Origin of the sequence: Azohydromonas australica DSM 1124 (assembly GCF_000430725.1) — a bacterium.
GTDB lineage: Bacteria > Pseudomonadota > Gammaproteobacteria > Burkholderiales > Burkholderiaceae_C > Azohydromonas > Azohydromonas australica.
Genome location: NZ_KE387213.1, coordinates 20390 through 34538, shown reverse-complemented (window position 1 = coordinate 34538; position 14149 = coordinate 20390). Strand labels below are relative to the sequence as shown.

The following is a 14149-nucleotide window of genomic DNA, read 5'->3' as shown; positions in this document are numbered from 1 at the left end:
CAAAAAGTGCTCTTAGGATCGCTGCACACCTCGACGAAGGGCTGCACATACAGCAGGCTTGTAGAGGTGGAGCCCCGAGCCAGCCGGTCCAAGACTGACTCGGGAACCCCGTACCGAGCACCAACGCAAAAGGTGTCCGGTGTCTGATTTCTGAGGCCAGACGCCGGAATTCTCCTCCCATTGACCTATGCATGGACAGTGGGTGCCTATTGCCGTGGTGCTCCCTTCAGCGACCCGAAGTAAGAGTTCATGGCTGAAAAAGTCACCAAACCCAACCCCATGCCGCAACCGGACAGCCCGGTGCTCCGCATCCCGCAAGCCCACGCCTACTTGGGTTGCTCCCGCTCCCACCTCTACGAGCTGATCCGCCGTCAAGAGCTGGCCCGCATCCGCCTCGGCGGCCGCGCGGCCGGCGTCATGCGTGCCGACCTCGACGCCTGGCTGCAGCGCCAGCGCGACGCCGCCAACAGCTAATCGGAGGACAACATGGACAAGGTGCATGCCGTCAAGGCAGGCCCGGTCTCGCCCAAATCTTTCTCGCGTGCAATCGCCGACAGCACGTTCGTGAAGGACATGGAGCGGGCACCGTCCTGCATCTCCTCTGTGGCGGTCAGCGATTCGGCTTTGGCGAAGGCCAAGCTGTCCCTGCAGACCGCCGTAAAGCAACTCATCCTCCAGCTGGCGTTCCGCAACTTCATCGAGCGGGACTTCGCGACGCGGCTGATCAAGCGGCTGGGGGTGGGCCATGCCTGATCTGTACGAAGCCTTTCGCATGTTCATCCTGGCGGCGCTGGGCTATGCGCCCGACGTGATCACGCCGGGCAAGCTCATGCGCTTCTCAACCAGCAACCGTCGCGGCGACACCGCCGGCTGGTGCAAACTTTTCGACGACCTGCGCAGCGGCGTCTACGGTTGCTTCCGCCAGGGCATCAGCGGCCTGTGGTCGGCCATCCCGAAGAGCCGTATGACGCCGAGCGAGCAGGCCGCCCTGCGCAAGCACATCGAGGCGGCCAAGGCGGAGCGCACCGCGGTGCAGCGCGAACTGTGGGCCCAGAACGCCCGCCTTATCTCAATGATGGCGGCGGGCTGCCGCCCCTTGGCGCTCGACGACCCGGCGACGCGCTATCTGCACCACCGGCTGCAGGCGTCGCCGTGGCCGATGCCGCCGTGCCTGCGCTTCCACCCGGCGGTGCCGTACTGGCACGCGGGCCTGGAGCTTGGCCGATTCCCCGCGCTCGTAGCGCCGCTGGTGAGCCCGCACAACGCGGTAGTGGCGCTGCACCGCACGTACCTGACACTGGACGGCCGCAAGGCCGATGTGCCCGTGGTCAAGAAACTCACCGGGGCGGCAGGCCCGCTGGCCGGTGCCGCAATTCGTCTGCACAAGCCGCTCAATGGCGAGCTGGGCGTCGCCGAGGGGATTGAGACGGCGCTGGCTGCGTGGCTGGCCTCGGGCGTGCCGACGGTTGCGACGTACTGCGCGAGCGCCATGGCGTCCTTCAAATGGCCGCAGGAGGTGCAGCGTCTCATCGTTTTCGCGGACGCCGATGAAGCCGGCCAGCGCGCCGCACTGGCGCTCAAGGCCCGTGCGGCGAACGTCGGAGTCCGCTGCGACGTGGTCACGCCCTCGGTGCCCGGCATGGACTGGTGCGACATGTGGGCAGCGCGCGGCGGCAATCAGATCGACATGGTGGCGCAAACCGTCTTCGACACCTTCGAGCCGGCTCACCGCGATGGAGGCGGCACATGAGCCCGGTGCTGACGGACGACATCGTGGCGGCTGACCTGGACAAGGTCAGCGCCGTGCGCGACGCCGAAGAACCGCGGCCGTTGACCGAGTGTGAAGTCGGCGGTCTGCGCTTTGAACTGCGCGACGGCACGGACGACGAGCGCGCCGGCGTCTACTACATCGGCCACGATAAGGACGGCAACCCGAAGCCGGCCCTGTGGCTCTGCTCTCCGCTGCGCATCAAAGCCATGACGCGCGGCGCCAAGTCGTCCGAGTGGGGGCGGCTGCTGGAGTGGGAAGACGCCGACGGCGTGCGCCATGTGTGGGCCATGCCCATGGAACTGCTGCAGGGCGATGGCGTGGACGTGCGGCGCGAACTGTCGCGACTGGGCCTGGACATCGCCCCGGGCCGCGCCGCGCGCGAAATGCTCATCACCTACCTGCAGGCCTGGCCGGTGCTGGCGCGCGCGCGCTGCGTCGATCAGTTGGGCTGGAATGGCGGCGTGTACGTGCGCCCTGACCAGGTCGTGGGCAGCAACAGCGAGCGCACGGTGTTCCAGAGCATGCAGACCTTGGAGCCGGCGCTCTCGGTAATGGGTACCGCAGCGCAGTGGCGAGACGAGGTTGCGGCGCTTGCCGCTGGCAACAGCCGACTGATGTTCGCGTTGGCGTGCGCTTTCGCAGGACCGCTGCTGGAGCTGGCGGGCGAGGATTCTGGAGGGTTCCATCTCCGTGGCCCTTCGTCGTGCGGCAAGAGCACGGCGCTGGCGGTCGCTGCGTCAATCTGGGGCAGCCCTGCCGACTACCCGCGGATGTGGCGCACCACGGCCAACGGGCTGGAGGGCTTGGCAGCGATCCACAACCACGGCCTGCTCATCCTCGACGAGCTGTCCCAGGTGGACCCGCGTGAGGCCGGAGACGCCGCCTACATGCTCGGCAACGGGCAAGGCAAGACCCGGGCGAGCCGCACCGGCAGTGCGCGGCTTGCGGCGCGGTGGAAGTTGTTGTTCTTGAGCGCCGGGGAGGTGTCGCTGTCGGCGCTCATGGCCCAGGCAGGCAAGAAGACCAACGCGGGGCAGGAAATCCGACTGGCCGACATCGAAGCCGACGCTGGCGCCGGGCACGGCCTGTTCGACTGTCTCAACGGTCAAACAAGCGCTCCTGCCCTGGCGCTGGCACTCAAGGAAGCCTGCAGCTGCCGGTATGGCGCCGTGGGCTTGGAGTGGCTGCACAAGGTCGTCGCAAACCGCGCCGCGCTTGTCGAGCGCGTGGCTGCTGATGTGCGCGCTTTCGTGGCCGAGCACGTGCCTGAAGGGGCTGCCGGGCAAATCGTCCGCGTGGCCCGCCGCTTTGGGTTGGTCGCCGTGGCCGGCGAGCTGGCCACCGAATACGGCCTCACCGGCTGGGAGAAGGGCAGCACTTCCGTGGGCGTGGCTCGCTGCTTCAAGGCATGGCTGGAGAGCTTCGGAGGCACCGGTCGCCGCGAAGACCGCGCCCTGCTGACGCAGGTACGGGCCTTCTTCGGCTCCCACGGCGCCAGCCGCTTTCAAGAGGTGGAGGCTCTCGTCGGTCAAGTGCGCGACCGGGCTGGCTTCGTCCGCATGGTCAACGGCGAGCAGGAGTTCTTCGTCCTGCCCGAGGTGTTCAAGAAGGAGGTCTGCGCGGGCTTCGATCCCAAATGGGCGGCGCAAGTGCTGGTCGATGCCGGTGTCCTGCGACCGGGTGCGGGTGGCAAGAACAGCACGACGCTGACGCCCGCCGCTATCGGGCGAAAAGTCCGGGTGTACGCCTTCACGGCCGAGGTGATGGAGGAGGTGGACTGACCGTACACGGCGGCTGACCCGTGCAGGGATGCCGGCTCATTGTGGTGTTCCAGGTGTTCTAGGTGTTCTTTCATCTTCAAACCTGGAACACCGAGGTTGTGAGCTTGGTGTTCAGGGGTGTTCTGGCGAACACCAGCGCCCCGACGTAGAGCTGGCAGGAACACCGCCGAACACCTGCTAGCTCGCCCGGTGTTCCTTGCCTCTCCTCGATAGAACACCTGAAACACCCGGAACACCGCAGGTGGTGGCAAGCACACGGCACAGGGCGGCACGTCTTCTATCACCAAGAACACGCAGACAACATGACAATGAAAACCAACAAGATCACGGTGGCAAAGGCAGATGCCGCTGCGACGGCCAAGTCCGAACTGCCCGCCCCGGGCAGCGCTCAGCGAGCCCAGGCCGTGGCGCAACTGGCGTTGCGACCCAGCGTCAATGCTGCGCTGGTGATGCAGGAGTTCGCCAAGGGGCCGTTGGGCGAGCAGGACCCCGGTGCGCTGGTGGACGAGATTTCGGACGGTATCCGCAAGATGCACGACGGCGACATGTCGGTCGCCGAGGCGATGTTGCTGGCGCAGGCCCAGGCACTGCAGTCCATGTTCATGAACCTCGCGCGCCGGGCTGCCCGGCAGGACCGGCCGGAACACATGGAGGCCTTGCTGCGCATGGCCTTGAAGTCGCAGAACCAGTGCCGCATGACCCTGGAGACCCTGGCCACGGTTAAGAACCCGCCCATCGTCATCGCCCGCCAAGCCAACATCAACAACGGCGGCCAGCAGCAGGTGAACAACGGCACCGCCGCTGCGGGCGACGCTGCCACCACGGCGAAGGCCGTCAAGCCGCGCACGTGCACGCGCGCGGCAAAAAACCAAACCCGGCAAATCGAACTATTGGAGGTAAGCCATGAGCAACGGCTGGACGCCGGAACGACGGGCGCGGCAGGCGGCGCTGATCCGCACTTGGCGGCCCTGGAAGCAGGCCACCGGGCCGCGCACCGTGGCAGGCAAGGCCGTGGCCGCCCGTAACGCCTGGAAGGGTGGTCAGTGGATGGAGCTGCGCGAGCTGAGCAAGGCCGTGAACGTGGAGCTTCGTGAGGCACGGCGCCTCATTGCCGACAGCACCCCGTGACACGGCCGCGGACAGGGCCATGATCCGGGCAGCGGATGCTCCACCGCATCATGCTGCCCTCTTCGCCGCACGGCGAGGCCCGTCGAGCGCCGGGCACAATCCGATACACCATGCTCGACGACATCAAGAAGACCCTCTGGGCCACCGCCGACAAGCTGCGGGCCAACATGGACGCGGCCGAGTACAAGCACCTCGTGCTCGGCCTCATCTTCCTCAAGTACATCTCCGACACCTTCGCCACGCGCCGCACCGAGCTGGAGCAGCGACTGCAGGACCCCGACGACGAGTATTTCTATGGCGACGTGGACCCCGAGGACATCGCCGCCGAGCTGGAGGATCGCGATTACTACCGCGAGGTCAACGTCTTCTGGGTGCCGGAGGGCGCACGCTGGGAGGCGCTGCGCGCCGCAGCGAAGAGTCCTGAAATCGGCAAGCGCATCGACGACGCGCTGGCGCTGATCGAGGGCGAAAACCCGAAGCTCAAGGGCATCCTGGACAAGCGCTACGCGCGCGCCCAACTGCCCGATGGCAAGCTCGGTGAATTGGTGGACCTGATCTCCACCATCGGCTTCGGCACCGACGGCGCCACCGCGCGCGACGTGCTGGGGCAGGTGTACGAATACTTCCTGGGCCAGTTCGCGAGCGCCGAGGGCAAGAAGGGCGGCCAGTTCTACACGCCGGCCTCCATCGTCAAGACGCTGGTCGCCGTGCTAGCGCCGCACGACGGCAAGGTCTACGACCCCTGCTGCGGCTCGGGCGGCATGTTCGTGCAGAGCGAAAAGTTCATCGAGGCGCACGGCGGCAAGCTTGGCGACGTGTCGATCTACGGCCAGGAGTCCAATCCGACGACTTGGCGCTTGGCGGCGATGAACCTGGCCATCCGCGGCATCGACTTCAATCTCGGACGCGAACCGGCCGACACCTTCGTCAAAAACCAGCACCCGGACCTGCGCGCCGACTACATCCTCGCCAACCCACCCTTCAACGTCAGCGACTGGTGGCACGGCAGCCTGGAGGGCGACCCGCGCTGGGTGTACGGCGACCCGCCGCAGGGCAATGCGAACTACGCGTGGCTGCAACACATGCTGCACCACCTGCGGCCCACCGGCCGCGCCGGCATCGTACTGGCCAACGGCTCAATGAGTTCCAGCCAGAACAATGAGGGCCAGATCCGCGCTGCGATGGTGGAGGCCGACGTGGTGGAGGTGATGGTGGCGCTGCCGGGGCAGCTTTTCTTCAACACCCAGATTCCGGCTTGCCTCTGGTTCCTGGCCAAGCAGAAGAAGCGCAAGGGCGAGGTGTTGTTCATCGACGCGCGCAAGCTGGGCCGGATGATTTCGCGCGTGCAGGCCGAACTGGACGATGACGCAATTGCCCGCATTGCCGAGACCGTGGCTGCGTGGCGTGGCGAGGTTGAAGCTGGCGCCACTATTACTAGCTACGACGACGCGCTGGGCTTCTGCCGCAGCGTGCCGCTGGCCGAAATTGCCCAGCACGGCCATGTGCTGACGCCGGGACGTTATGTCGGCGCTGAAGAGGTGGAAGACGACGACGAAGCCTTCGCCGACAAGATGCAAAAGCTCAGTGAGAGGCTAGGCGAGCAGATGGCCAAGGGCGCAGAGCTGGATGCGGTGATACGGCAAAAGCTGGGGGGGCTTGGGTATGAGTTTTGAGGTTTGCACTGACTTCCATACGCTTGAGTGTGAGCAGTTTTGCGCCCGCGTTGCGGATGGCACACACGACAGCCCCAAGGAAGCGAGCGATGGAAAACTGCTTGTTACCTCAAAAAATGTAAAAGATGGTCGCTTGTCGCTCGATTCCGCTTACCTGATTTCGAAGAAAGACTTCGATAATATTAATAAGCGCAGCAAAGTGGATCAGTGGGACCTTCTGCTGACGATGATTGGAACGGTTGGGGAAGTTTGCCTTATAACATCCAAAAATCCAGATTTTGCTATTAAGAATGTCGGATTACTTAAGTGTGGAAATGAACTGAAAGCCAAGTGGCTGTACTACTTCCTCCGCTCCCCACAAGGGCAGCGGTTGATTGAGCAACGTAAGAAAGGCTCAACTCAACAATACATATCTCTTACTGAAATACGTGGGTTGCCGGTATCTTTCCCAAAAAACGTTGGGCTGATGGGCAACATTGTTGATGTGCTGACGTGTCTCGACGACCGCATCACCCTCCTGCGCGAAACCAACACCACCCTTGAAGCCATAGCCCAGGCGCTGTTCAAGTCGTGGTTCGTGGATTTCGATCCGGTGCGGGACAAGATGGCCGATCGCGTCTTAAAAGGCATGGATGAGACCACGGCCATGCTTTTTCCCAACGGATTTGAAAATCTCAATGGAAAGCTTCTTCCAAAAGGGTGGCGCATTGGAAAAGTGAGTGAGTTGGGTCAAGTCGTTTGTGGCAAAACCCCATCGACTTCGGAGGCCGATAACTATGGGAGTGATGTGCCATTTATCACAATTCCAGATATGCATGGGCACTTGGTGGTTACATCAACTCGACGCAACCTTTCGTTGAAAGGCGCCAGCACTCAACGCGGGAAATACTTGCCCGAGGGAGCCGTGTGCGTTTCCTGCATTGCTACGCCAGGGTTGGTGGCACGTATAACGAAGCCATCGCAGACAAATCAGCAGATAAATAGCGTTATTCCTGCTGCACAATGGGGTAAATCTTTTTCTCTCTTCTCATTGCTTCAGATTGGTGAAGCAGTCAAAACTGGCGGGTCAGGAGGATCTGTTTTCCACAATCTAAGCAAGTCGGGCTTTGAAAATTTACCGACACTCCTTCCAACAGAAAAAATAGCTGCTCTTTTTGATGAATTAGTTGAGCCTATAGTGCTAAAGATAATTTCCAATCAAGAACACACTGAAGTGCTTTCCACGCTACGAGACACCCTCCTTCCCCGCCTGATTTCGGGCCAGTTGCGCTTGCCGCAGGCGCAAGTCGAACTGGAGGCCGCCGGTGCCATTTGACCGCCAGCAGCCTTACAACGACCTGCCCCTGCTGCCCCCAGCCGCCGAGTTGGAAACCAAGGCCGTGCTCAAGCAGGCCATTGCTGCCAACCGGGTGCTGGCCAACCTGCGTGGGCTGGCGGCGCAGATTCCCAACCAGGGCGTGCTCATCAACAGCATCGTGCTGCAGGAAGCGCGGCTGTCATCGGAAATCGAGAACATTGTCACCACCAACGACGAGCTCTACCGCGCCGACGCCGACGCCGATGACAAGGCTGACCCGCACACCAAGGAGGTGCTGCGCTACCGGCAGGCGTTGAACCACGGCTTTCGCGAACTGAAAGCGCGCCCGCTCACCACCAACCTGTTCATCGACATCGTCCGCATCATCAAGGAGGTGGACTTTGGCGTGCGCCGCGTTCCCGGCACGGCGCTGAAGAATGCGCAGGGCGAGGTGGTCTATACGCCCCCGGTGGGCGAGGCCGTCATCCGCGACAAGCTGGCCAACCTGGAGCAGTTCATCCACGCGCGTGACGATCTCGACCCGCTGGTCAAGATGGCTGTGATGCACTACCAGTTCGAGGCCATCCACCCCTTCGAGGACGGCAACGGCCGCACGGGGCGCATCCTGAACCTGCTCTACCTGGTGGACCAGGGCCTGCTGGACATCCCGGTGCTGTTCCTGTCGCGCTACATCATTGCCAACAGGGCGAGCTACTACGAGGGGCTGCGTGGCGTCACCGAGCGGCAGGAGTGGGAGAGCTGGATTCTGTTCATGCTGCGGGCGGTCGAAAGCACCGCGCAGCAGACCTTCGACCAGGTCACGCGCATCCGGGCGCTGATGGAACAGGTGCGCGAGCAGGTGCAGCAGCAGGCTCTAGGCATCTACAGCAAGGACCTCATCGAGGCCATCTTCCAGCACCCGTACACCAAGATCCAGTTCCTGGTGGACGCCAACATCGCCAAGCGCCAGACGGCGTCGAGTTACCTGCAGACCCTGGCGGGACTGGGCATCCTGCGCGCTAGCAAGCACGGCCGCGAGATGTACTACATCAACGACGCGCTGTTCGCCGAACTGGTGAAGTGACGATGGCATCGACACGTCTCGCTGATATGTCGATTTTTCGCTGAAAAATAAACACGTTCTCGCGATATGTCGAAGGCGTGAACATGGGGGGAGGCACAGCCTCGTGACCGAAGACCAACTCGAACAGGAAACCCGCGGCTGGCTGCAGGACGTGGGCTACACGCCCCTCTGCGGCTACGACATTGCGCCCGACGGCCCGATCCCCGAGCGCGCCCACTTCCGCGAGGTGGTGCTGGCCGGGCGGCTGCGCCAGGCGGTCACGCGTCTGAACCCCGGTATCCCAGCAGCGGCGCGCGAGGACGCGGTGCGGCAGGTGCTGGACCTCGGCATCCCTGCATTGCTGTCGGCCAACCGGCACTTCCACCGCCTGCTGGTGGGCGGCGTGCCAGTGGAGGTGCAGCGCGACGGCGAGACACGCGGTGACTTCGTGCGGCTGGTGGACTGGACCGAGCCTACGGCCAACGAGTGGCTGGCGGTCAACCAGTTCAGCATCAAGGGGCCCCACCATACCTGCCGGCCCGACATCGTCCTCTTCGTCAACGGCCTGCCGCTGGTGCTGCTGGAGCTGAAGAACCCAGCCGACGAGGACGCGACGATCTGGAAGGCCTACGACCAGATCCAGACCTACAAGGCCAAGATCCCGGACGTCTTCCAGTACAACGAGGTGCTGGTGATCTCGGACGGCTCCGAGGCGCTGATGGGGTCGCTGTCAGCCAATGGCGAGCGCTTCATGGGCTGGCGCACCATCGACGGTGAAACGCTGGACCCGCTGGGTCAATTCCAGGAGCTGCAGACCCTGGTGCGCGGCGTGCTGGCGCCGAAGTACCTGCTGGACTACCTGCGCTACTTCGTGCTGTTCGAGGACGACGGCGCGCTGGTCAAGAAGATCGCCGGCTACCACCAGTTCCACGCCGTGCGTGCGGCCATCGCGCAGGTGGTGGCCGCCTCGCGCCCCGGCGGCTCGCACAAGGGCGGCGTGGTCTGGCACACCCAGGGCAGCGGGAAGAGCATCACCATGACCTGCTTCGCCGCACGCGTGATGCAGGAGCCGGCGATGGCCAACCCCACCATCGTCGTCATCACCGACCGCAACGACCTCGACGGGCAGCTCTTCGGCGTCTTCAGCCTGTCGCAGGACCTGCTGCGCGAGCAGCCGGTGCAGGCCACGACGCGCCAGGACTTGCGCGCCAAGCTGGCGTACCGGCCGTCGGGCGGCATCGTCTTCGCCACCATCCAGAAGTTCATGCCGGGCGAGGACGAGGACATCTTCCCGGTGCTCTCCGACCGCTCCAACATCGTTGTCATCGCCGACGAGGCGCACCGCACGCAGTACGGCTTCGAGGCCAAGCTCAAAACGGTGAAGCTGCGCAGCGCCCCGGTGTCCACGGGCGACGGTCAGGCTGCCGGCATCCCGGCCGCGCTGAACCCCGGCACCTACGAGGTCGAGCGCTATCAGGTGGGCTACGCCCAGCACCTGCGCGACGCGCTGCCCAACGCCACTTTCGTGGCCTTCACGGGCACGCCGGTCAGCAGCGAGGACCGCGACACCCGGGCGGTGTTTGGTGACTACATCCACGTCTACGACATGCAGCAGGCGCGCGAGGACGGCGCCACGGTCGCCATCTACTACGAGTCGCGCCTGGCCAAGCTGGCGCTTAACCAGTCCGAGCTGCCGCACATCGACGCCGAGGTGGACGAGCTGGCCGAGGACGAGGAGGAAAGCACCCAAGCGAAGCTCAAGAGCCGCTGGGCAGCACTGGAGCGCGTGGTGGGCGCCACGCCGCGCGTGACCAGCGTGGCGGCCGACCTGGTGGCGCACTTCGAGGATCGCGACAAGGCGCAGCCGGGCAAGGCCATGGTGGTGGCCATGAGCCGCGGCATCTGCGTGCACCTGTACGACGAGATCGTGAAGTTGCGGCCCGACTGGCACGACCCCGACCCGGAAAAAGGCGCCATCAAGATCGTGATGACGGGCTCGTCGAGCGACAAGGCGCTGCTGCAGCCGCACATCTACGGCGCGCAGGTCAAGAAGCGGCTGGAGAAGCGCTTCAAAGACCCGGCTGACCCACTGCGCCTGGTCATCGTCCGGGACATGTGGCTCACCGGCTTCGACGCGCCCTGCGTGCACACGCTGTACGTGGACAAGCCCATGAAGGGCCACAACCTCATGCAGGCCATCGCCCGCGTCAACCGGGTCTTCATGGACAAGCAAGGCGGCTTGGTGGTGGACTACATCGGCATCGGCAACGAGCTGAAGGCCGCGATGAAGGAGTACACCGCCAGCAAGGGCCGCGGCCGGCCCACGGTGGACGCGCACGAGGCCTATGCCGTGCTGGCTGAAAAGCTGGAGGTGCTACACGCGATGCTGCACGGCTTCGACTGGAGCGGCTTCCTCACCGGCGGCCACAAGGTGCTGGCCGGCGCCGCCAACCACGTACTGGGTCTGAAGCCCGAGGCCGGGCGCGAGGGCAAGAAGCGCTTCGCCGACACCGCGGTCGCCATGAGCAAGGCCTTCACGCTGTGCTGCACGCTGGACGAAGCCAAGGCCGTGCGTGAGGAGGTCGCCTTCATGCAGGCCGTGAAGGTGATCCTGACCAAGAAGGACCTCACGGCCAAGAAGCGCAGCGATGAGGAGCGCGAGCTGGCCATCCGTCAGATCATCGACTCGGCGGTGGTGTCCGAGAGCGTGGTGGACATCTTCGACGCCGTGGGGCTGGACAAACCCAACATCGGGCTGCTGGACGACGAGTTTCTGGCCCAGGTGCAGAACCTGCCCGAGCGCAACTTGGCCGTCGAGCTGCTGGAGCGGCTGCTGGAAGGCGAGATCAAGAGCCGCTTCGCCAACAACGTCGTGCAGGAGAAAAAGTTTTCCGAGCTGCTGGGCAACGTCATCAAGCGCTACCAAAACCGCTCCATCGAGACGGCGCAGGTGATGGAGGAGCTGGTCGAGATGGCCAAAAAGTTCAGGGAAGCCGCCTCACGCGGCGAAATCCTGGGCCTATCCGAGGACGAAGTGCGCTTCTACGACGCACTGGCGACCAACGAGGCCGCCGTGCGCGAGATGAACGACGAGACGCTGAAGAAGATCGCCCACGAGCTGACGGAGAGCCTGCGGCAGAACATCAGTGTGGATTGGTCATTGCGCGAGAGCGTGCGGGCCAAGCTACGGCTCATGGTCAAGCGCATCTTGCGCAAATATAAGTATCCGCCTGATCAGCAGGAGTCGGCGACGGAAACGGTGTTGCGGCAGGCAGAAGCACTGTCCGCGGAGTGGGTTACAGCATGAAGAACACGATCAGGGAGGGCAAATGCCTGGAACAAGACTGAACAGTACAGAGCGTGCTCTTCTGCGTGCGTGGGATGGTGGTCGCTTCGGACGCTTTCCGCTCTTGAAATCAATATCGATAACAGCTCCGGCTGGAAGAGGGCTTCGTGGTATACGGAGTCTAAGTGTCGAGTTTGGCTTTCCAGTGACGTTCCTTTCTGGTCAAAACGGATGCGGGAAATCGACATTGTTGTCGTTGGCTGCGCTCGCATTTCATGGTCATGCCGGACACATCCCCTCGAACTCACGGCGGCGTGCTGGAAGCGGCGCCGGCGAGTTTGGCTACTACACGTTTCAAGACTTCTTTCATCGCGGCCCAGGTGACTCGGATGTGTCCGGAGTTCAAATTTGCTGGGGATTTTCTAGGGGTGTTGAGGTATCCATTTCCAAGCAGTCCGACAAGTGGATGCGATACGAGCGGCGCCCAGTCCGGCCTGTTGAATTCCTTGGTCTGTCGCGTGCTGTGCCAGCTATTGAACTTCCGACGTTGCGAACCCACTTTGGTCTAGCAGCGACGCCTAATGCTGCTCCGCTGACGGCGGACGCGCGTGGACATTTGGGGAGAATACTTGGACGCCAGTATCCCAGCGCTGAAATCCTCAGTGGAAGCCGCTATACCATCAGGCGCAGTGGGCGAGAAGGAGGCTACACCAGCTTCAACATGGGTACGGGTGAAGACGCATTGATTGGTCTTCTGGCGCGGCTTGAAGCTGTTCCTGAGGGTACTTTAGTCGTCATAGAGGAGTTGGAAACAGGACTCCACCCTGCTGCGCAGCAGCGGGCTACGAAGGCATTGATTGAAATCGCTTGGGAACGAGATCTTCAAATTATTGGTTCGACGCACTCACATCATGTGCTGGACCAACTCCCTCGCCAAGCAAGAACTCTTGTCATCAGGGAAAGCGATTCGCACCGGGTAGTTGCCTCACCTACTACTCAATTCGCGTTATCAGAAATGGCGGAGACGAGCGAGTCTGAACTATTGATTTTGTGTGAGGATGAGTTTGCCGCCGGGCTCATCCAGCAGATGCTGACGAAGGCACTTCGGAGGCGTGTTTCGGTCAAGAGCTGTGGTGCAAAAACAGAGCTTGCATTGCAGGCTCAGAGTCATCTTCGCCTTGTTGAGCGAGCGCGATGCTTAGTGTTTTGGGATGGCGACGTTACTGTTGCTGAAGCGCAGGGATATATCCGCACTGCTCGAACGCGCTTTCCACTTGAAGGAGCGGAGCACCGCCTGTCGTGGTCCCTTCTCCCAGGAAATACATGTCCGGAGCTTTGGGCGCTCAATATTGCAAGGACTATTGGGCTCGCCGAAATAACTGAGTACTTCAATTTTGAATCGGATGCTGAAGCTACAGCAGCTCTTGCTCGATGCGGCTTGGGAGACCCTCACGCCATCGCACATGAACTGTCTCAACTAGTCGGACTTCGGGAAGAAGTTGTAGCCAACGGGCTGGCAGTTTGCGTGGCGAAGGCAGCGGCGGAGGTGCGCGATCGACTTGTGGCAACGGTGCAGTCGGTCTTGGATGGGGAAGCCCTTGCTGCTGCGGCGTCACCTGAAGGGGCGGTTCCAGCGTGACCGCCCTGGAAGGGCTTGCGCTGTGCACGCGTGAGATGCGCTATGGCGCCGTCGAGGCTATTACCGCCGTAGGCGCTGCCCCAATCCCAACCCGACCGCCCTGACGGTGATTAATGCCCTGCACGCCGCCGGCATCGCAGTCATGCCGGGGCCAAACAGACGTAGCTGCGCATCGAATGCATGCGCCAAGTCCTGCGCGTCCCGACGTGGGAGCGCGCATCTCCAACGCCGTCTTGTTCCTGATGTGGTTACTGGTGCGCGTTGAGCGCCGCAAGCTTGCTGCGGCAGCTTTCCGTCCAGGCTTGTTCAGAGGCGTTTTGGGGAGTGCTTCTTCAGACGTTTTTCATACCTGGCGCCCGTTGCAGGCCCCGAAACGTCTGTAAGTGCTTGATGTAGATGGCGCGCCTGGCTGGGATCGAACCAGCAACCCCTGCCTTCGGAGGGCAGTACTCTATCCATTGAGCTACAGGCGCCGAAACCGCCATTGTAGCCATGCTTGAGAAGTGCTGGG

The 14149-nt window shown here is 62.9% G+C and carries 10 protein-coding genes and 1 tRNA gene; 10 read left to right on the top strand and 1 reads right to left on the bottom strand.

Translation table 11 applies throughout. The features are described 5' to 3' along the window. Window positions 1-249: 249 nt before the first annotated feature. The 10 genes from H537_RS0134480 to H537_RS51795 all read left to right on the top strand — a co-directional run bounded on the left by H537_RS0134480 (window position 250) and on the right by H537_RS51795 (window position 13638). Window positions 250-474, top strand: coding sequence for a helix-turn-helix transcriptional regulator (locus tag H537_RS0134480; protein ID WP_043461405.1), 225 nt, complete (start codon window positions 250-252; stop codon window positions 472-474). A 12-nt stretch (window positions 475-486) separates the two neighbouring features. Further along, the gene (locus H537_RS0134475) at window positions 487-753 is read left to right on the top strand and encodes a hypothetical protein (RefSeq protein WP_029001518.1); all 267 of its coding nucleotides are present in this window, start codon (window positions 487-489) and stop codon (window positions 751-753) included. Window positions 754-772: 19 nt separating this feature from the next. Further along, window positions 773-1750: a DUF7146 domain-containing protein gene (locus H537_RS50000; RefSeq protein WP_169517151.1), complete on the top strand. Its 978-nt coding sequence runs from the start codon at window positions 773-775 to the stop codon at window positions 1748-1750. Between the two features lie 53 nt (window positions 1751-1803). Beyond that, the gene (locus H537_RS0134465) at window positions 1804-3552 is read left to right on the top strand and encodes a DUF927 domain-containing protein (protein ID WP_238446917.1); all 1749 of its coding nucleotides are present in this window, start codon (window positions 1804-1806) and stop codon (window positions 3550-3552) included. A gap of 404 nt (window positions 3553-3956) precedes the next feature. Next, window positions 3957-4577 carry a hypothetical protein gene (locus H537_RS53845; protein WP_156902134.1) on the top strand — a complete coding sequence of 207 codons (621 nt, stop codon included), beginning with the start codon at window positions 3957-3959 and terminating at the stop codon, window positions 4575-4577. Window positions 4578-4790: 213 nt separating this feature from the next. Continuing rightward, window positions 4791-6353 carry a class I SAM-dependent DNA methyltransferase gene (locus H537_RS0134450; protein WP_029001515.1) on the top strand — a complete coding sequence of 521 codons (1563 nt, stop codon included), beginning with the start codon at window positions 4791-4793 and terminating at the stop codon, window positions 6351-6353. Then, window positions 6343-7668 carry a restriction endonuclease subunit S gene (locus H537_RS51800; protein WP_084151182.1) on the top strand — a complete coding sequence of 442 codons (1326 nt, stop codon included), beginning with the start codon at window positions 6343-6345 and terminating at the stop codon, window positions 7666-7668. Before H537_RS0134450 ends, H537_RS51800 begins: the two co-directional genes overlap by 11 nt. Further along, a complete protein-coding gene (locus H537_RS0134445) occupies window positions 7658-8734 on the top strand; it encodes a Fic family protein (RefSeq protein WP_029001514.1) in 1077 nt (358 codons plus the stop codon). Before H537_RS51800 ends, H537_RS0134445 begins: the two co-directional genes overlap by 11 nt. A gap of 103 nt (window positions 8735-8837) precedes the next feature. Further along, window positions 8838-12020 (top strand): type I restriction endonuclease subunit R, encoded by a 3183-nt coding sequence (locus tag H537_RS0134440; RefSeq protein ID WP_029001513.1) that lies wholly within the window; start codon window positions 8838-8840, stop codon window positions 12018-12020. Window positions 12021-12042: 22 nt separating this feature from the next. Beyond that, window positions 12043-13638, top strand: coding sequence for an ATP-dependent nuclease (locus tag H537_RS51795; RefSeq protein WP_084151181.1), 1596 nt, complete (start codon window positions 12043-12045; stop codon window positions 13636-13638). A gap of 397 nt (window positions 13639-14035) precedes the next feature. Here H537_RS51795 and H537_RS0134435 read toward each other — a convergent pair. Beyond that, window positions 14036-14111: transfer RNA gene (locus H537_RS0134435), tRNA-Arg, on the bottom strand. Window positions 14112-14149 lie beyond the last annotated feature (38 nt).